Annotated in this window: 14 protein-coding genes and 1 tRNA gene; 2 read left to right on the top strand and 13 right to left on the bottom strand. The window is 55.5% G+C overall.

Annotated features, from left to right (window positions below):
- The gene (gene leuS, locus ABLU73_RS06090; RefSeq protein WP_087771319.1) at positions 1–2,583 is read right to left on the bottom strand and encodes a leucine--tRNA ligase; all 2,583 of its coding nucleotides are present in this window, start codon (positions 2,581–2,583) and stop codon (positions 1–3) included.
- A 226-nt stretch (positions 2,584–2,809) separates the two neighbouring features.
- Between leuS and ABLU73_RS06085 the strand changes: the two genes are divergently transcribed.
- Positions 2,810–3,292: a zinc ribbon-containing protein gene (locus ABLU73_RS06085; RefSeq protein ID WP_025999140.1), complete on the top strand. Its 483-nt coding sequence runs from the start codon at positions 2,810–2,812 to the stop codon at positions 3,290–3,292.
- Positions 3,293–3,599: 307 nt separating this feature from the next.
- On the opposite strand, the gene ABLU73_RS06080 is transcribed toward ABLU73_RS06085, so the two are convergent.
- The 11 genes from ABLU73_RS06080 to miaB all read right to left on the bottom strand — a co-directional run bounded on the left by ABLU73_RS06080 (position 3,600) and on the right by miaB (position 16,767).
- The gene (locus ABLU73_RS06080) at positions 3,600–5,378 is read right to left on the bottom strand and encodes a filamentous hemagglutinin N-terminal domain-containing protein (protein WP_064190107.1); all 1,779 of its coding nucleotides are present in this window, start codon (positions 5,376–5,378) and stop codon (positions 3,600–3,602) included.
- A 63-nt stretch (positions 5,379–5,441) separates the two neighbouring features.
- Positions 5,442–7,112 carry a ShlB/FhaC/HecB family hemolysin secretion/activation protein gene (locus tag ABLU73_RS06075; RefSeq protein ID WP_017901432.1) on the bottom strand — a complete coding sequence of 557 codons (1,671 nt, stop codon included), beginning with the start codon at positions 7,110–7,112 and terminating at the stop codon, positions 5,442–5,444.
- Positions 7,113–7,412: 300 nt separating this feature from the next.
- Entirely contained in the window at positions 7,413–8,138 is a 726-nt protein-coding gene (locus tag ABLU73_RS06070; protein WP_004885898.1) for an amino acid ABC transporter ATP-binding protein, read from the bottom strand.
- On the bottom strand, positions 8,138–8,812 hold the full coding sequence (gltK, locus tag ABLU73_RS06065; protein ID WP_002894707.1) for a glutamate/aspartate ABC transporter permease GltK: 675 nt from the start codon (positions 8,810–8,812) through the stop codon (positions 8,138–8,140). Before gltK ends, ABLU73_RS06070 begins: the two co-directional genes overlap by 1 nt.
- Positions 8,812–9,552, bottom strand: coding sequence for an amino acid ABC transporter permease (locus tag ABLU73_RS06060; protein ID WP_002894709.1), 741 nt, complete (start codon positions 9,550–9,552; stop codon positions 8,812–8,814). Before ABLU73_RS06060 ends, gltK begins: the two co-directional genes overlap by 1 nt.
- A gap of 164 nt (positions 9,553–9,716) precedes the next feature.
- Complete coding sequence (locus ABLU73_RS06055) at positions 9,717–10,628, bottom strand: amino acid ABC transporter substrate-binding protein (RefSeq protein ID WP_023288842.1); 912 nt, start codon at positions 10,626–10,628, stop codon at positions 9,717–9,719.
- Between the two features lie 354 nt (positions 10,629–10,982).
- A complete protein-coding gene (gene lnt, locus ABLU73_RS06050; RefSeq protein WP_348850092.1) occupies positions 10,983–12,521 on the bottom strand; it encodes an apolipoprotein N-acyltransferase in 1,539 nt (512 codons plus the stop codon).
- A 126-nt stretch (positions 12,522–12,647) separates the two neighbouring features.
- Positions 12,648–13,526 (bottom strand): CNNM family magnesium/cobalt transport protein CorC, encoded by an 879-nt coding sequence (gene corC / locus ABLU73_RS06045; RefSeq protein ID WP_004197606.1) that lies wholly within the window; start codon positions 13,524–13,526, stop codon positions 12,648–12,650.
- 146 nt (positions 13,527–13,672) lie between these two features.
- Positions 13,673–14,146, bottom strand: coding sequence for an rRNA maturation RNase YbeY (gene ybeY, locus ABLU73_RS06040; protein ID WP_002894722.1), 474 nt, complete (start codon positions 14,144–14,146; stop codon positions 13,673–13,675).
- The gene (locus ABLU73_RS06035; RefSeq protein WP_004176871.1) at positions 14,143–15,189 is read right to left on the bottom strand and encodes a PhoH family protein; all 1,047 of its coding nucleotides are present in this window, start codon (positions 15,187–15,189) and stop codon (positions 14,143–14,145) included. The genes ybeY and ABLU73_RS06035 overlap by 4 nt, the downstream gene beginning before the upstream one ends.
- A gap of 153 nt (positions 15,190–15,342) precedes the next feature.
- Complete coding sequence (gene miaB / locus ABLU73_RS06030) at positions 15,343–16,767, bottom strand: tRNA (N6-isopentenyl adenosine(37)-C2)-methylthiotransferase MiaB (RefSeq protein ID WP_004885906.1); 1,425 nt, start codon at positions 16,765–16,767, stop codon at positions 15,343–15,345.
- Between the two features lie 179 nt (positions 16,768–16,946).
- Between miaB and ubiF the strand changes: the two genes are divergently transcribed.
- Complete coding sequence (gene ubiF, locus ABLU73_RS06025; protein WP_023319974.1) at positions 16,947–18,122, top strand: 3-demethoxyubiquinol 3-hydroxylase; 1,176 nt, start codon at positions 16,947–16,949, stop codon at positions 18,120–18,122.
- Between the two features lie 119 nt (positions 18,123–18,241).
- Here ubiF and ABLU73_RS06020 read toward each other — a convergent pair.
- A tRNA-Gln gene (locus ABLU73_RS06020) sits at positions 18,242–18,316 on the bottom strand.
- Between the last annotated feature and the right edge of the window lie 131 nt (positions 18,317–18,447).

The raw sequence follows: 18,447 nt of genomic DNA, 5'->3' as shown, positions 1-18,447 counted from the left end.
TTAGCCAACGACCAGATTGAGCAGTTTACCCGGGACGTAAATCACTTTACGCACGGTTTTGCCGTCGAGATACTTCGCCACCAGATGCTCCTGGCCGGCGCGCTCGCGGACCTGCTCTTCAGTTGCGTCTACCGCAACGGTAATTTTACCACGAACTTTGCCGTTGACCTGGACGACGACGAGGGTGCTGTCTTCCACCATCGCGCTTTCATCCGCCACCGGCCACGGCGCGTTGTCGATATCACCTTCGCCGTTCAGCTCACGCCACAGGGTGAAGCTGACGTGCGGGGTGAACGGGTTGAGCATACGCACTACCGCCAGCAGGGCTTCCTGCATCAGGGCGCGATCCTGCTTATCTTCTTGCGGCGCTTTCGCCAGCTTGTTCATCAGCTCCATGATCGCCGCGATGGCGGTGTTGAAGGTCTGACGACGGCCGATGTCATCGGTCACTTTGGCGATAGTTTTGTGGATATCGCGACGCAGCGCTTTCTGATCTTCACTCAGCGCCGCCACGTTCAGGGCCGCAACGTCCCCTTTGGTGGTGTGTTCGTAGACCAGCTTCCAGACGCGTTTCAGGAAGCGGTTCGCCCCTTCGACGCCAGATTCCTGCCACTCGAGGGTCATATCCGCCGGGGATGCGAACATCATGAACAGACGGACAGTATCCGCGCCGTAGCGCTCAACCATGACCTGCGGATCGATGCCGTTGTTTTTCGACTTGGACATCTTGCTCATGCCGGTGTACACCAGCTCGTGACCCGCCGCGTCTTTCGCTTTCACGATGCGGCCTTTTTCGTCACGTTCGACGATGGCGTCAACCGGGGAGACCCAGTTACGTTCGCCGTTTTCGCCTACGTAGTAGAAGGCGTCAGCCAGCACCATGCCCTGGCACAGCAGCTGTTTCGCCGGCTCATCGGAGTTGACCATCCCCGCGTCGCGCATCAGCTTGTGGAAGAAGCGGAAGTAGAGCAGGTGCATGATCGCGTGTTCGATGCCGCCGATGTAGATATCGACCGGCAGCCAGTAGTTGGCCGCTTGCGAATCCAGCATCCCTTCCTGATACTGCGGGCAGGTGTAGCGCGCATAGTACCAGGAGGATTCCATAAAGGTGTCAAAGGTGTCGGTTTCGCGCAGCGCCGGCTGGCCGTTAACCGTGGTTTTGGCCCATTCAGGATCGGCTTTGATCGGGCTGGTGATACCGTCCATGACTACGTCTTCTGGCAGGATCACCGGCAGCTGATCTTCCGGGGTCGGCAGCACGGTGCCGTCTTCCAGGGTAACCATCGGGATCGGCGCGCCCCAGTAGCGCTGACGGGATACGCCCCAGTCACGCAGGCGGTAGTTAATTTTACGCTCACCTACGCCCATGGCAGCCAGTTTGTCAGCAATAGCGTTGAAGCCCGCTTCATAATCGAGGCCGCTGAATTCGCCGGAGTTAAACAGGACGCCTTTCTCGGTCAGCGCCTGCTGGGAAAGATCCGGCTCGGAGCCGTCGGTGGCGAGGATCACCGGCTTGATGTTCAGCCCGTATTTGCTGGCGAACTCGTAGTCGCGCTGGTCGTGGCCCGGAACGGCCATCACCGCGCCGGTGCCGTACTCCATCAGCACAAAGTTAGCCGCCCATACCGGAATTTCTTCACCGGTCAGCGGGTGGATAGCTTTAAAGCCGGTATCGACGCCTTTTTTCTCCATCGTCGCCATGTCGGCTTCCGCCACTTTGGTGTTGCGGCATTCGTCGATGAAGGTGGCCAGCGCCGGATTGTTCGCCGCAGCCTGCTGCGCCAGCGGGTGACCCGCAGCGACCGCCAGGTAGGTACAGCCCATAAAGGTGTCCGGGCGGGTGGTATAGACGGTCAGCTTGTCGGCGTAGTTATTGACGTCAAAGGAGATTTCCACCCCTTCAGAACGGCCGATCCAGTTGCGCTGCATGGTCTTCACGGTGTCCGGCCAGTGGTCCAGCTTATCCAGATCGTTCAGCAGCTCATCGGCGTAGGCGGTGATTTTAATAAACCATTGCGGGATCTCTTTACGCTCGACTTTGGTGTCGCAGCGCCAGCAGCAGCCGTCGATAACCTGCTCGTTGGCCAGCACGGTCTGGTCGTTCGGGCACCAGTTCACTGCGGAGGTTTTTTTGTACACCAGGCCTTTTTTATACAGCTCAGTGAAGAACTTCTGCTCCCAGCGGTAGTATTCCGGGGTGCAGGTTGCCAGCTCGCGGCTCCAGTCATAGCCGAAGCCCAGCATTTTGAGCTGGTTTTTCATGTAGGCGATGTTGTCGTAGGTCCACGGCGCTGGCGCGGTGTTGTTTTTTACCGCCGCCCCTTCCGCCGGCAGACCGAACGCATCCCAGCCAATTGGCTGCAGGACGTTTTTACCCAGCATGCGCTGATAGCGGGCAATCACGTCGCCGATGGTGTAGTTACGCACGTGACCCATGTGTAGTCGACCAGAAGGATAAGGAAGCATCGACAGGCAGTAATACTTCTCTTTGCTCTCGTCTTCAGTTACTTCAAATGTACGATTTTCGTCCCAGTGAAGCTGGACTTTCGATTCTATCTCTTCCGGGCGGTATTGCTCTTGCATGGCAGCCAGTGGTCCTGTTTTCAATACAGCTACAAAATGTAGCCAATGGATGTGTTATTTCAGATCGGCATAGCATAGCCCAAACGCCAACGTCAAAACAGCTTTTCGCACATCAACATCGGCAAAAGCTGGGCAGATTATTTCGCGAGTCTGTGGCTTGTCAGACACAGCGGGAGAGGAATAAGGTCTATTATCAGAAGACGTTAACCACACCGGAGGCGAAATGATGAACAAGGTTGCTCAATATTACCGTGAACTGGTCTCCTCGCTCAGCGAACGGCTCCGCCATGGAGAACGCGATATTGACGCGCTGGTGACGCAGGCACGCGATAAAATTGTCCGCGCCGGCGATCTGACGCAGAGCGAGATTGAGTCGGTGATAGCCGCGGTCAAGCGCGATCTTGAGGAGTTTGCCCGCAGCTACGAAGAGAGTCATGAAGACGAGAGCGACAGCGTGTTTATGCGGGTGATCAAAGAGAGCCTGTGGCAGGAGCTGGCCGATATCACTGACAAAACCCAGCTTGAGTGGCGGGAGGTTTTTCAGGATCTGAATCACCACGGCGTATACCACAGCGGCGAAGTGGTCGGTTTAGGCAACCTGGTGTGTGAGAAGTGTCACTATCACCTGGCGGTGTATACCCCGGATGTGCTACCGCGCTGTCCGAAATGCGGCCACGATCAGTTCCAGCGCCGGCCATTTGAACCCTGATGCATCCGGCCCGGTGCGTATTAATAGCATCGGGCCTGATTAAAAACGACCTATCATTGCATTAACGAGATAGATAAACGTCTTCCCTGTGATTGTAAAATATCTCAGCTGTCTCTTTTACCCTGATCACTTCGCGCTTCATATAATCATTATGAGCGAGCAGAGCACTCGTCCTCAGCATGAATGCGGCTTGATGATTACTATCTCGTGATAGATCTTTCCGCGCGAATGGAAAGCGTGTGCCAGCATGGTGCGCCATAATAAAATGACTACCGGCGATGCGCTGACATCAGCGCATCGCCTGCTCTTACCGCTTGGTCGTGATTTCAGCTTGTTTAAACTGCTGATGACCGCCCATCTCGGAAACATAGTTGTGCGCGGAGTTCAGCACCAGTTTGTTAGTGGAGATAGAACCAACATTACAAGTTGAAAGCTTCAGGAAACCACAGCGATAGCCGCCATTATAGACTTTATTAGCGATAATCGTCAGATTCTCTCCTGCCTGAAGAGTGCCGTAGTTGGTGATATCGGCAAAATTTTTCGTATCCAAGGTGAGATCTTTGGCTGCGATGATTTGGCCTTCATTTTTCATACCATAATAAGCGATGATATTCGCATCGACACTATCAATAGTTGCCTTATTGTGAACGTTATTACTCTCAATCTGTACGGATTTTCCGTAAACGTAGTTGTTATTTTTGAACTGGACGCTTTTAACCGTCATAGAGTTTCCGCTAACAAGGTTACCGTCCTGGATGATATCGCCATTAGTGATAAGCGATATATCGATACCAGAAATTCGCCCTGTATTATGGATGTTGCCTGAACTGACGTTGCTATCCTTTGCCGACACGATAGCCAGATTAGTGTAGCCCCAAAGGTTACCGGTGACGGTGAGATTATCCCCGCTAAACTTGACGTTGGTGATTTCGCCCCACATTGTACCGCCGTTGTTGATATTGTGGGCAGAAATATTTAACTGGCCATCGGCGTTAATCGTTGAACCATAGGTGGTATTGATATCGCCGAGGGTGGTTAAGGTTAATGCCTTGGTGCCATTAATTCTGCCGGTATTGACGAGGTTGCCGGCGGCGCTCACGTTAAGCGTTTTGTCACTGGTAATCGTGCCTTCATTGGTCAATGTGTTCAGAGTGGTGACCTGAGTGGCGAGGGCGCTGCTGTTAATGCTGCCCTTATTTTTCATCTCACCTGCTGAGACGATTTGCGTCGCGATGCCTTTCCCAGTGATAGCGCCTTCATTAATCAGTGAACCGTTGCTGGTCATGGTGAGAAGGGTGTTTGTAGCCATCGTGCCTTTATTCCGGACGCCGAAACCCAGATTATTACCAGTCATGGTGATACTGTTGGCCTTGATTCCGCCTAGTTGGCTAATATCAATGCTGTATTCCGGATATAATATTTGTTTGGCTGTGGCTGCTTTTCCAAGGCTGGTCATCTTTCCGGTTTTGTTATCAAACGTTAAGTTGCCCGCGCCCACCATAGCGTTGGCTGCCGTCATTGTGCCGTTAATCGCGATGGCGTCGGCCAGCAAGGCTGCATAGCTGTTAGACGCGTTCATACCTTTATCGTCAATGGTGATTTTACCCTGCGTGACCGTATAGCTATCAATCGCGCCGGTATCGCTCAGATTGACCTGGCCTGTCGTCAGCACTGCTTTGTTAGTATTAATAAAACTGCACCCGGAGCAGGTGATGCCGTTAGGGTTGGCGATAACGACATCGGCTTTTTGTCCGTTAACTTCGATAAAGCCCTGCAGATTACTCATTTTATTGGAGGTGACTTCATTTAAAATAACGGAAGCGCTGCCGTTGGTCAGATTATTATTCTTAGCGATATTACCGTGAGTGCTGTGGTTCACGTCGCTGGCGCTGTTGTTTAAAATAGTGCCGTTAGGGCCGACGTTGAATTCGCGATATAAGTTATGCGAGACGCCAGCGGCATTAGGAGCTTCGATATCAATAACATTTGCCCCTGATCTATGCGTATAGCTTGACGGATCGGCATAAACAACGGATGAACTTAGCGCTGCAGCCAGAGCAACATATGAAACCTTGAATTTAAACATGTAATTTATTCCTTTAAATAGTAAAAAATGAATCAGTAAATTGCAGTAATGCGCCGATGAAAACTAATACCTCCACTGTAATGAAAAGCCCAGGTTCATGGCATCGCTATGAAAGTCATCAGGTTTACTGATGGGCGTGCCGATAAAAAAATCATATTGCGTAGACGCTATTTCTCCGCGGACGCCGCCGACTGCGCCTGAAAGGCTTTTTCCCTGCCTGGCGCGCTCGGTACCAATGATCCTGCCGAAGTCAAGGCCAAGATATACCTGCTGGTCGGGGGTGGGAATATTCCAGCTAAAATCATTGCGCCAGTACCAGCCTTGATTGGCCGAAAGCGTATTTTCACCGTCAAAGCCGCGAACCGTCCAGCGATTGCCGATATTAAACTGGTTGTCCGAAGATAATCTATCCGGGCTGAACTGGGCATGGAAACGCGGCATCCAGCTAAACTTATCGCCGGTTGCGGCAAACTGCATCAAGGCCTGTATATCGGCGTGAACAATGCGCGATTGATGGCTATATAAACCGCCTTTTTCCTCGGGGGTGGGGACGGAGCTCAGCCACGGCAGGCTGCGCTGAACGCCCAGGCTTGCGTCGATAATTTTCCTGTTGAAATAGTGCTGATGGCGCACGGTAAATTCCCAGACAGGATTTTGTTTACGCATCACATACAACTCATCGCCGCCAAAGAAATAGTGCGAACTGCTCTTCGCTATGCGCAGATCGGCGGTCGTTTTTTGTTGTCGGGTATGCGAAAGCAGGCGGCTAAGGGTCGCGCTGTAATAACGGTTTTTACTTTTATAGTCGATGCTTGACCATCTTCCTTTAAACAGCTGGCGGTACTGGCTGTAGGAGCCGTACAGGCTCAATGACCAGTAACCAAAAGGCACGGAGTAGTAAAGGTTGCCGTTATGGTTGCCGTCGTTGTGCTGGTTGAATTCAACGTCGCCGCCTGCCGAGATGGAAAGAATATCGTTCAATGAAGATAAATCGTAAAGGTATAGCGCGCCGCCACCCTGATAGCGACCGCTGGCGCGGCTGCCTGCGTCATCAAGCCAGGCGCCAACCTGCCACTGTTTATCCATTACCCGGGCGATTTCAATATCACTTTCGCCAATGTGTTCCCCGGGCCGCAGCTTCATATGGGCGCTGGCGCCAGGCAGGCGCTGCAGGTTAGCCATCCCTTGTTCAAGATCGCTGAGGCGCAGGATTTTACCGGTATGGGTGGGCATGGAGGTCCACAGGTTCGTCACGGCACTATTTGGCGCAAAATCAATATGCCCCGTTTTGCCATAAGTCAGCGTTATTTTGAGAATGCCCCCTTCTAGTGACTGAGAAGGGATATCGATCAGGGAAGTAATATACCCTTGTGTTATCAGTTCATTTTGTAGGGCGTTCGTCAGCAGGCGAATCCCTTCTATTCCGAGGCAATGGCCGGGCGCCTGGGCAGCGATCTTCCCGAGGAGGGCGGTGGTTTTTGCGTTGTCCTCGGAGGCAATATCAACTTTCGTGATGTACCGACAGGTCGCTTCCTCGGGAAATATCAAGGTTTGCGTTTTCGCATAGGTGCGAGAAGATTGGTATTGCTGCTGATGGGGCATTAATGCGCTTTCACGGGCTTTATCCTGTTCTACCTGGTTTACCGTGGCGGAGTCAATACCCGCCCGCGCGGTAAAGCAGGTGAGCAAATTTAAACACAAAATAATGGCCAGTCCGTTAGTGTTAGTCCGCATGAAGCAATATCCGTTTGTTTCATTGAGTAAGATTATAATTAATGGTTGTGCACGGCATGAAATAGCCTGCGCGGCGTATAGCAAGTCAATTGAAATATTATTTCCAAGAAATTTAAACTCACGGGGATTATTACAAGATGCCGTATGCTAACGATGACGTGGCGGTTAATCTATTCTACGGCCCCTGAATTCTTTGTGAAATTTTTACTTCACGTTGTGAAGCTGTCGCTTTGAGATGAAGCAATTGAAAAGGGGAGGGGCTGACAGGCGCGCACGGTGATATCGTGCGCGCCGCAGAAGTTAGTGCAGAATTTTGGCGAGGAAATCTTTAGCGCGATCGGATTGTGGATTGGCGAAGAAGGCCTCTTTATCGGCATCTTCGACTATCTTTCCTTCATCCATAAAGATCACCCGGTTGGCCACCTTACGGGCGAAGCCCATTTCATGGGTCACTACCATCATGGTCATCCCTTCGTTGGCCAGTTCCACCATGACGTCCAGTACCTCGTTGATCATCTCCGGGTCGAGCGCTGAGGTGGGCTCATCAAACAGCATAGCGATCGGGTCCATACACAGGGCTCGGGCAATGGCCACGCGCTGCTGCTGGCCACCGGAGAGCTGCGCCGGATATTTTTCCGCGTGCGCCGCCAGGCCAACGCGCTCCAGCAGCTTGAGACCCTTCTTGCGCGACGACGCTTTGTCACGATTGAGAACCTTAACCTGCGCCAGCGTCAGGTTGTCGATAATCGACAGGTGCGGGAACAGTTCAAAATGCTGAAACACCATTCCGACGTGCGAGCGCAGTTTGGCAAGATTGGTCTTTTTATCGTTAACCACGGTGCCATCGACGATAATCTGCCCCTGCTGCACCGGCTCAAGGCCGTTTACGGTTTTAATCAGCGTGGATTTACCGGAGCCTGACGGCCCGCAGACCACCACGACTTCGCCTTTTTTCACTTCCGTGGAGCAATCGGTCAGCACCTGAAAGTGACCATACCATTTTGAAACGTTTTTCAGGGTAATCATTACACAGTCCTTTTCTTCAACCAGCTGACCAACAGCGAGGCGCTGAGGCTAATCACAAAATAGACGCCGCCCGCGAACAGGATCATTTCGACCTGGGTCCCGTCACGCTCGCCAATCGTGGAGGCGGTACGGAAGAAGTCGGCGAGGCTCAATACATACACCAGCGAGGTATCCTGGAACAGGACGATCCCCTGGGTTAACAGCAGCGGCACCATGGCGCGGAAGGCCTGCGGCAGGATCACCAGCCGCATCGACTGCCAGTGGGTCATTCCCAGCGCCAGCGCGGCGCTTGACTGGCCGCGGGAGATGCTCTGGATACCGGCGCGGATAATCTCTGAATAGTAGGCGGCCTCGAACATCGAAAAGGCCACCATCGCCGAGATCAGGCGAATATCCGTTTTCGGCGACAGTCCCAGCACGTTCTGCAGGAAGCCCGGGACAATCAGGTAGAACCACAGCAGAACCATCACCAGCGGGATAGAACGGAACACGTTAACGTAGGATTTAGCAAACCAGGCCAGCGGCAGAAAGCTGGACAGGCGCATGACCGCCAGCAGGGTGCCCCAGACGATGCCGACCACGATGGCGATCACCGTAATCTTCAGGGTGATCACCAGCCCTGCCAGCAGGTAGGGCATGGAGGGAACGATCGAACTCCAGTCAAAATCGTACATTATTTGCCTCCCATATTGCCAGGCAGGCGAACCTTACGCTCGACCACATACATAATCAGCATAATCACCGCGTTGATGAAAACATAGGCCAGGGTGATGGCGGTAAAAGACTCCCAGGCATGAGCGGAGTAGTCCAGCAGTTTGCCCGCCTGCGCGGCCATATCGGCCAGACCGATGGTGGAGGCGATGGCCGAGTTTTTCACCAGGTTCATCATCTCCGAGGTCATCGGCGGCACGATAACGCGATAGGCGTTCGGCAGCAGCACGTAGCGGTAGGTTTGCGGCAGGGTCAACCCCATCGCCAGACCGGCGTTCTTTTGCCCGCGCGGCAGCGACTGGATAGCGGCGCGTACCTGCTCGCAGACGCGAGCGGCGGTAAACAGCCCCAGGCACAGCATGGAGGAGACAAAGAACTGAATGTTTGGGTCCAGCTCCGATTTAAACCACATGCCGATATTTTCCGGCAGGAATTCCGGCACCACCAGGTACCAGGTAAAGAACTGCACGATCAGCGGCACGTTGCGAAACAGTTCGACATAGCAGGTGCCAATGCCCGAGAGGAAGCGATTGGGGACCGTGCGTAAAATGCCGAACAGCGAGCCGACGAGAAAAGCGATGATCCAGGCCGAGATGGAGAGGGCGACGGTGATCTGAAAACCGCTCCACAGCCAGCCCAGGTAGGTAGTGTTGCCGAAGGGGGCCTGTTGCAGGAATATCCCCCAGTTCCAGTCTATTGACATACATGACTCCTGGAAAAAAAAGGGTAGCCATTGCTACCCTCGAAGACGGTTGTCCAGCTTGTTTCGGTATTCGCGGCGGCTGGGGAACGACCAGCCGCCGTATAGTCTGTCCGTGCTGTGACAATCATCGGGAGGGCAGGATATCCCGCCCCTGGTTGTTATAATTAGTTCAGTGCTTTGTCATTAGGTGATTTGAACAGCGCTTTCATGTCGTCCGACAGCTCGAAGTTCAGGTTAAGATTTTTTGGCGGAATCGGGTTTTTGAACCATTTGTCGAACCACTTCGCCGCTTCGCCAGAGGTCTGGGCCTGGGCAACGGTTTCATCGACCAGCGCCTTGAAGGCCGGATCGTCCTTACGCAGCATGCAGCCATAGGCTTCTTTCGACTGCGCGGTGCCGACGATTTCCCAGTTATCCGGTTTCTTCGCCTTGGCACGTTCGCCAGCCAGCAGGGCATCATCCATCATAAAGGCCACCGCGCGTCCGCTCTCCAGGGTGCGGAAAGAGTCGCCATGATCTTTGGCGCTGATAATGCGCATATTCATTTTTTTCTCATCGTTCAGCTTATGCAGCAGGATCTCTGAGGTGGTTCCGGAGGTGACGACGACCGCTTTATCCTTCAGGTCCGGGAAATCTTTAATCGGGCCGCCTTTCTTCACCAGCAGACGGGTGCCGACGACGAAGATAGTATCGGAGAAGGCCGCCTGTTTCTGGCGCTCGAGGTTGTTGGTGGTAGAGCCGCACTCGAAATCAAAGGTGCCATTCTGCAGCAGCGGAATACGATTCTGCGAGGTGACCGGGATCAGTTTGACCTGCAGATCGGGTTTGTTCAGTTTTTTCTTGATGGCATCGACGATGGCGTTGGAGTAGTCCTGAGAGTAACCCACAACCTTCTGTTGGTTATCGTAGTAAGAGAAAGGGACGGAAGATTCGCGATGGCCGACAACGATAACGCCATTTTTCGCGATCTTATCCAGAGTGCTCTGGCCAGCCGCCGGGGCAGCATCTTCCGCCTGCGCCAGACCAGCGGTCATTCCCATTACCAGCATTGCCGTGGCCAGTTTACGTAATTGCATATCCAACTCCTTATCCGCAGCGTCACCGACGCTATTGATACCCATTGTGATTGTGTGTGTTGTTATTAGGGGCACGCATCCACGTGCCGCATTTGTATGTGTTTGTTAGCATTTAGTTTGGCTTAATGTAAATATTTTGCTGCTTTATTGTTTATTTTTGCGAAGCGCTCCGCACCAATGGGAGGCAAATATCTTCCATTGCACCAAAATAGCGCGACCACCGATCGTTTATGGTGCAACCCGGTTGCACTGGGCCGGAGGACGGCGCTACCCGATTAAATAAAGCAATGACTGTGCCAGGGTGGCAAATGACGGGAAGAAAAAAGCCGGCGACGGGCGTCGCCGGTAGAGAACTTATCGGCGACGCTGACGCAGGCTCATCAGCAGCGCACCGAAGCCGAGCAGCGCCGTCAGCGCCCACAGCGGCCAGTTGCCAGTGCGAGCGTAAGGGGTCATGCCGCTGGTGGGCGTCACGGTGGTGGTCAACACCTCACGGGTAAACTGCGGGATCATCTTCTGGATCTCGCCGCGCGGGCCGATCACGGCGGTAATGCCGTTGTTGGTACTGCGCAGCAGGGGGCGGGCCAGCTCCAGGGCGCGCATCCGCGCCATCTGGAAGTGTTGCCACGGGCCGATGGACTTGCCGAACCAGGCGTCGTTAGAGATGGTCAGCAGGAAGTCGGTATCCGGACGGAAGTTATCCCGCACCTGTTCCCCGAGGATGATCTCGTAGCAGATGGCCGCGGTCAGCTTCAGGTTATGCGCCATCAGCTGCGGCTGCACGTAGGGACCGCGGCTGAAGGAGGACATCGGCAGGTCGAAGAATGGCGCCAGCGGACGCAGAATCGACTCCAGCGGTACAAACTCGCCGAACGGCACCAGATGGTTCTTGTTGTAGCGGTTGGTCGAGTCGTAGCGGTACGGGTTATCTTTGCCGAGGGTAATGATGGTGTTGTAGGTGTCGTAGCGATTCTGCTTATTAAGACGCGCGTCGACGATGCCGGTGATCAGCGAGCTGTCTTTTGCGCGCAGCAGATCGTCCATCATGCTGAGGAACTGCTGCTGGTTGATCTCCAGATCCGGGATCGCCGATTCAGGCCAGATAATCAGCTGCGAGTGGCCGATATGCGGCTGGGTCAGCGCCAGGTAGGTTTTCAGGGTATTAACCAGCTGTTTCTCGTCCCACTTCATGGCCTGCGGGATATCGCCTTGCACCAGCGAGACCTGCGTCGCGCGCTCCGGCAGCAGCTGATACCACTGGATATAGCGCAGCGGGAACGGCAGGGCGAACAGCACCGCGGCGATCACCAGCGCCTTCCCGTTGCGCTGCACGAGGGCCAGAGCCAGCAGGCCGCTAACCATCATCAGCAGGAAGTTGATCGACTCAACCCCCATCACCGGCGCCAGGCCTTTCAGCGGGCCGTCGATCTGGCTATAGCCGAACTGCAGCCACGGAAAGCCGGTCAGCACCCAGCCGCGCAGGAACTCGGTGATCTGCCAGACGACGGGGGCGGCGATCGCCACCCGTAGCCAGCTGGTTTTGGGCCACAGCCGGGCGAGCAGGCCGGCAAACAGGCCGGTGTAGAGCGACAGATAGGCCGCCAGCAAAACGACGAGGAAGACGTTAACCGGACCCGGCATACCGCCAAACTGCGCGATACTGACATAAACCCAGTTGATTCCCGTGCCGAACAGGCCGAGTCCCCAGAAATAGCCGATGCCGGCGCTTTGCAGCGGGCGGCTGTTGAGGGTTAACGCCTGCAGACCGACCAGTGAAATAATCGCTGCGGGCCAGAAGTCGTAAGGTGAAAAAGCCAGCGTTCCGCTGGCTCCGAATAGCAGCGCCAGCAGCAGACGTACGCGCTGGCGTTCAAGAAGAGAGGCAAATACCATTTAGGCTAATCGTCCCGTAAATTAACGCCTGTTGCCACAGGCTATGCTGTTTGCCAGCCGGGGAGGGGACAACCGAGTATCGCCACGGTCTGTCTCCCGGCTGGCCGTGACCTTCAGCGCCGCCGCTTACTCTTCCAGCTTCGGCTGGGGAGCATCATCCGGCAGCTTAACATGCACCTGAATGATACGACGACTATCTGCCATTGCTACCTTGAATTGGTAACCATCAATGTCGATAGATTCGCCGCGAGCCGGCAGGTGGCCAAAGGCCTGCATTACCAGCCCGCCAATGGTATCCACTTCTTCATCGCTGAAGTGCGTATCGAAGGCGTCGTTGAAGTCTTCAATGGAGGCCAGGGCGCGTACCGTCCAGGTATGGCGGCTCAGCTGGCGGAAATCGATATCTTCTTCTTCGTCGTACTCGTCTTCAATTTCCCCGACGATGAGCTCAAGGATATCCTCGATGGTCACCAGACCGGAGACGCCGCCGAATTCGTCAATAACGATCGCCATATGGTAGCGCTGTGAGCGAAACTCTTTCAGCATGCGGTCGACCCGCTTGCTTTCCGGAACGACAACCGCCGGCCGTAACACTTTTTCCATGCTGAAGGCTTCGGCGTCGCTGCGCATAAACGGCAGCAGATCCTTGGCCATCAGAATCCCTTCGATGTGATCTTTATCTTCACTGATGACCGGGAAGCGCGAGTGAGCGGATTCGATGATGACATCGAGGCACTCGTCCAGCGTCTGATTGCGTTTCAGGGTAATCATTTGTGAACGGGGGATCATAATGTCGCGGACCCGCTGGTCGGCGATATCCATTACCCCTTCGAGCATGTCACGCGTATCTTCATCGATAAGATCGTTCTGCCCGGAATCACGGATCAGCGCCAGCAGTTCATCGCGGTTTTTCGGTTCCCCGTGAAAGAGCTGGCTGAGTAACAGGGAGAAAAATCCCTTTTTGCTGTTTACTGTGTCACTACTGTGTGAATTGTCGTCGCTCATGGCGTCGTTTGGGTTCTCATGTTGATTTAATGTCGCTCGTCGCGCGTAAACTCAGCGCCGGACGGCATGGGTTGCCTGACGTTCAGGCGGGTAAAATGCATGAACAGCGGCCGGATGAGGCGCAAGCGCCACGATCCGGCAGGGGGCTATTCAGCAATCTTCTCGGAAATGTACGGGTCCTCATAGCCCAGAGCAAGCATTATCTCTGTTTCGAGGCCTTCCATCTCTTCCGCTTCGTCATCTTCGATGTGATCGTAGCCCAGCAGATGCAGGCTGCCGTGCACCACCATATGCGCCCAGTGCGCCTCCAGCGGTTTACCTTGCTCGCTGGCTTCCTGCTCCACCACCTGACGGCAAATGATCAGATCGCCGAGCAGCGGCATTTCAATCCCCGGCGGCGCTTCAAACGGGAAAGAGAGGACGTTGGTCGGCTTATCCTTGCCGCGATAGGTCAGGTTCAGCTCATGGCTTTCTGCAACGTCGACCAGACGAATCGTTAACTCTGACTCCTCCTGAAACGGCGGAATGACGGCGTCGACCCAGCGTTGAAAAAGGGCTTCGTCCGGCAGGCCGCTGGTCTCTTCGCAGGCCAGTTGTAAATCGAGGATCACCTGACTCATTTTTGCTCCTGTTCCTGGGCTTCGCGTTTGCGCTCGGCGGCCAGTTCTGCTTTACGTTTCTGGTCTGCGGCTTCCCATGCCTCATAGGCGTTCACGATGCGGGCGACCACCGGATGGCGGACCACGTCTTCGCTATGGAAGAAGTTAAAGCTGATCTCATCGACTTCCGCCAGCACTTCGATGGCGTGGCGCAGACCGGATTTGGTGCTGCGCGGCAGGTCAATCTGCGTGATATCGCCGGTGATCACCGCCTTGGAGTTAAAGCCGATGCGGGTCAGGAACATTTTCATCTGCTCGATGGTGGTGTTCTGGCTTTCATCAAGAATGATAAAGGCGTCATTCAGCGTCCGTCCGCGCATATAGGCCAGCGGGGCCACTTCGATGACGTTACGCTCAATCAGCTTTTCCACCTTCTCAAAGCCGAGCATCTCGAACAGCGCGTCGTACAGCGGGCGCAGATACGGGTCGACCTTCTGGCTCAGATCGCCGGGCAGGAAGCCGAGCTTTTCACCCGCTTCGACGGCCGGACGGGTCAGCAGAATGCGGCGGATCTCCTGACGCTCCAGCGCATCAACCGCCGCCGCCACCGCCAGATAGGTTTTCCCGGTACCCGCCGGACCCACGCCGAAGGTGATGTCGTGATCGAGGATATTGGCGATGTACTGCGCCTGGTTCGGCGTACGCGGTTTGATCACCCCGCGCTTGGTCTTGATATTGACGGCTTTTCCGTACTCCGGCACGCTCTCGGCGCTTTGCTCAAGCACGCGCGCCTCTTTGATCGCCAGATGGATCTGCTCTGGTTCAATATCCTGAATCTGACCGCGCATCGGCGCCGTGTCGACATACAGGCTGCGCAGAATATCGGCGGCGGCGTGTACGCAAAGGGCGCGTCCGGTCAGCTTAAAGTGATTGTCACGGCGGTTGATCTCAATGCCTAACCGACGCTCCAGCTGTTTGATGTTGTCGTCAAACGGGCCGCACAGGGCTAACAGGCGTGCGTTATCCGCTGGCTCCAGGGTAATTTCACGAGTGTCTATGTTCAAACTGTTCCTCTTTACGCAGGTGGCCGGACGCGGCGCGTGGCCGGCTAATCAGGAAATTATTTACGTCACAGGAAAATGGCGCAAGCATTGCTGTAGATATAGGGACGGAGAGAGGAATTACAAGGCCTGCCGGAACCGACAGGCCTGAAGGGATCACGGCTGATAGATACCCACGCCAAGATCGTTCTCTTTACGGGTGCGGGCAATCACTGATTCGGGTGATTCAGCGATACGCAGACCCATCTCCGCTTCGGTGCGCACGATTTTGCCGCGCAGCGAGTTGGTGTAAACATCGACGATTTCGACATCGACAAACTTGCCGACGAGGTCCGGGGTGCCTTCGAAATTGACCACCCGGTTGTTCTCCGTACGCCCGGAGAGCTCCATGATGTTCTTGCGCGACGTGCCTTCCACCAGGATGCGCTGTACCGTGCCGAGCATGCGACGGCTCCAGGCCATCGCCTGCTGGTTGATGCGCTCCTGCAGAATATACAGACGCTGTTTCTTGTCTGCATCCGGCACGTCGTCGACCATATCGGCCGCCGGGGTGCCCGGACGGGCGGAGAAGATAAAGCTGTAGCTCATATCGAAATTGACGTCGGCGATAAGCTTCATCGTCTTTTCGAAATCTTCCGTGGTTTCGCCGGGGAAGCCGACGATAAAGTCTGAGCTTATCTGAATATCCGGACGCGCTTCACGCAGCTTACGAATAATCGCTTTATACTCCAGCGCGGTATGGGTCCGTCCCATCAGGTTCAGCACGCGGTCGGAACCGCTCTGCACCGGCAAGTGCAGGAAGCTCACCAGCTCCGGCGTATCGCGATAGACGTCGATGATGTCGTCGGTAAATTCGATCGGATGGCTGGTGGTGAAGCGAATGCGGTCGATGCCGTCGATAGCGGCCACCAGGCGCAGCAGATCGGCAAAGCTGCCGGTGGTGCCGTCGTAGTTCTCACCGCGCCAGGCGTTCACGTTCTGGCCCAGCAGGTTGACTTCACGCACGCCCTGCGCCGCCAGTTGGGCGATTTCAAACAGGATATCGTCGCACGGGCGGCTGACTTCTTCACCGCGGGTGTAGGGCACCACGCAGTAGGTGCAGTATTTGTTGCAGCCTTCCATAATCGAGACGAAGGCGGTCGGGCCTTCGGCGCGCGGTTCTGGCAGGCGATCGAATTTTTCAATTTCCGGGAAGCTGATATCAACCACCGGGCTGCGGTTGCCGCGCACAGAGTTAATCATCTCCGGCAGGCGGTGCAGGGTTTGCGGCCCGAAAATAATATCGACATAGTGCGCGCGCTGACGAATATGGTCGCCTTCCTGGGAGGCCACGCAGCCGCCAACGCCAATAATCAGGTCCGGGTTCTTCTCTTTCAGCAGCTTCCAGCGTCCAAGCTGATGGAAAACTTTTTCCTGGGCCTTCTCACGAATTGAGCAGGTATTGAGCAACAGCACATCTGCTTCTTCCGCCACTTCGGTCAGTTGATACCCATGTGTCGCATCCAGCAGATCGGCCATCTTTGATGAATCATACTCGTTCATCTGACAGCCCCAGGTTTTAATATGGAGTTTTTTTGTCATTGACTTGCTCATGCTCAGTAATAGATATCCAAAACGCGGGGATATATACAGGGTGAATTTCGCATTCCAGGGCGCGTATTGTAATGCTTTGGTCGCCCCCTGACCAGTGCGAGCGTTATCACCGCAAGAGGGCGAAAAATCCGGTAAACTTAACGGATTCTGCTTTAAGGATAATAGCCATGACAATTCACGCAACAGATGTCGCCATCGTGGGCGGCGGCATGGTCGGCGGCGCCCTGGCGTTGGGGCTGGCGCAACAGGGATTTACCGTGACGGTGCTTGAGAAAACGGCGCCTCCGGCTTTCGATCCGGCATCCGCCCCGGATGTGCGGATCTCGGCAATCAGCGCGGCCTCGGTCGGCCTGCTGAAAAGCCTTGACGTCTGGGATGCCGTGCGGGCGATGCGCGTCCACGCATACCGTCGTCTGGAGACCTGGGAGTGGGAGAGCGCGCATGTCGCCTTTGACGCCGCAGAGCTCAAGCTGCCAGAGCTGGGCTATATGGTTGAGAACAAGGTCCTGCAGTGGGGCCTGTGGCAAGCGCTGGCGGCGCACGAAGGGGTTACCCTCCGCGTTGGCGGCGAACTGGAGGCGATGCAGCGCGGCGAGGCGCAGACGGCGCTGCGTTTACGCGAGGGGGAGACGATCCACGCCCGGCTGGTTATCGGCGCCGACGGCGCCAGCTCTCAGGTGCGGGAGATGGCCGGCATCGGCGTGCATGCCTGGCAATATCAGCAGTCCTGTATGCTCATCAGCGTCCAATGCGCCGACGATCCCGGCGACAGCACCTGGCAGCAGTTTACCCCCAGCGGACCGCGCGCCTTCCTGCCGCTGTTCGACAACTGGGCCTCGCTGGTGTGGTATGACGCCCCGGCGCGGATCCGTCAGCTACAGGGCATGTCCATGCCCCAGCTTCAGCAGGAGATCGCCCGCCATTTCCCGGCGCGTCTCGGACGGGTGACGCCGCAGGCGGCCGGCGCCTTCCCGCTCACCCGGCGTCATGCGCTGCAGTATGTTCAGCCCGGTCTGGCGCTGGTGGGCGATGCGGCGCACACCATTCATCCACTGGCGGGGCAGGGGGTTAACCTTGGCTATCGCGATGTCGACGCCCTGCTGGAGATCCTGGCGCAAGCGCGCGGCCGAGGCGAAGAGTGGGCCAGCCTGCCGGTGCTCAAGCGCTACCAGGCGCGGCGGCGGGCGGATAATTTTATTATGCAGTCGGGGATGGATCTGTTTTACGCCGGATTCAGCAATGACCTGGCGCCGGTGCGGATGCTGCGTAATATTGGCCTGATGGCGGCCGAACGCGCCGGGGTGCTGAAGCGTCAGGCGCTGAAGTATGCGTTAGGCTTGTAACTCCGGCTTCCCGGGCAGGGGCGTAGTGGAAAGCGCCTGCCCGGCAGTCAGTGACGCGCCAGGATGGCTATACGCCAATAGCAAAAAAGCCCACCGAGGTGGGCTTTTTTGCATTTAAGTGGCTGGGGTACGAGGATTCGAACCTCGGAATGCCGGAATCAGAATCCGGTGCCTTACCGCTTGGCGATACCCCAATTGTCTGTTGCGCCTGACCGTCATTATCACGGTTTAAGAGCAACAGTGCGTTCATTGCTGAACGACTTTTTAATTTGGCTGGGGTACGAGGATTCGAACCTCGGAATGCCGGAATCAGAATCCGGTGCCT

The organism is Klebsiella sp. GG_Kp175 (assembly GCF_040062325.1).
Taxonomy (GTDB): Bacteria; Pseudomonadota; Gammaproteobacteria; order Enterobacterales; family Enterobacteriaceae; genus Klebsiella; species Klebsiella quasipneumoniae.
Note: the sequence above shows the minus strand (reverse complement) of the source record. Positions and strands in the feature narration are given on the sequence as shown.

What these genes read in the sequence shown, in the direction of transcription:
- ABLU73_RS06080 (WP_064190107.1), bottom strand. Translation starts at nt 5,378, where the DNA reads ATGTTTAAATTCAAGGTTTCATATGTTGCTCTGGCTGCAGCGCTAAGT.
- leuS (WP_087771319.1), bottom strand. Translation starts at nt 2,583, where the DNA reads ATGCAAGAGCAATACCGCCCGGAAGAGATAGAATCGAAAGTCCAGCTT.
- ybeY (WP_002894722.1), bottom strand. Translation starts at nt 14,146, where the DNA reads ATGAGTCAGGTGATCCTCGATTTACAACTGGCCTGCGAAGAGACCAGC.
- ABLU73_RS06075 (WP_017901432.1), bottom strand. Translation starts at nt 7,112, where the DNA reads ATGCGGACTAACACTAACGGACTGGCCATTATTTTGTGTTTAAATTTG.
- corC (WP_004197606.1), bottom strand. Translation starts at nt 13,526, where the DNA reads ATGAGCGACGACAATTCACACAGTAGTGACACAGTAAACAGCAAAAAG.
- ubiF (WP_023319974.1), top strand. Translation starts at nt 16,947, where the DNA reads ATGACAATTCACGCAACAGATGTCGCCATCGTGGGCGGCGGCATGGTC.
- gltK (WP_002894707.1), bottom strand. Translation starts at nt 8,812, where the DNA reads ATGTACGATTTTGACTGGAGTTCGATCGTTCCCTCCATGCCCTACCTG.
- miaB (WP_004885906.1), bottom strand. Translation starts at nt 16,767, where the DNA reads ATGACAAAAAAACTCCATATTAAAACCTGGGGCTGTCAGATGAACGAG.
- ABLU73_RS06070 (WP_004885898.1), bottom strand. Translation starts at nt 8,138, where the DNA reads ATGATTACCCTGAAAAACGTTTCAAAATGGTATGGTCACTTTCAGGTG.
- ABLU73_RS06055 (WP_023288842.1), bottom strand. Translation starts at nt 10,628, where the DNA reads ATGCAATTACGTAAACTGGCCACGGCAATGCTGGTAATGGGAATGACC.
- lnt (WP_348850092.1), bottom strand. Translation starts at nt 12,521, where the DNA reads ATGGTATTTGCCTCTCTTCTTGAACGCCAGCGCGTACGTCTGCTGCTG.
- ABLU73_RS06085 (WP_025999140.1), top strand. Translation starts at nt 2,810, where the DNA reads ATGAACAAGGTTGCTCAATATTACCGTGAACTGGTCTCCTCGCTCAGC.
- ABLU73_RS06060 (WP_002894709.1), bottom strand. Translation starts at nt 9,552, where the DNA reads ATGTCAATAGACTGGAACTGGGGGATATTCCTGCAACAGGCCCCCTTC.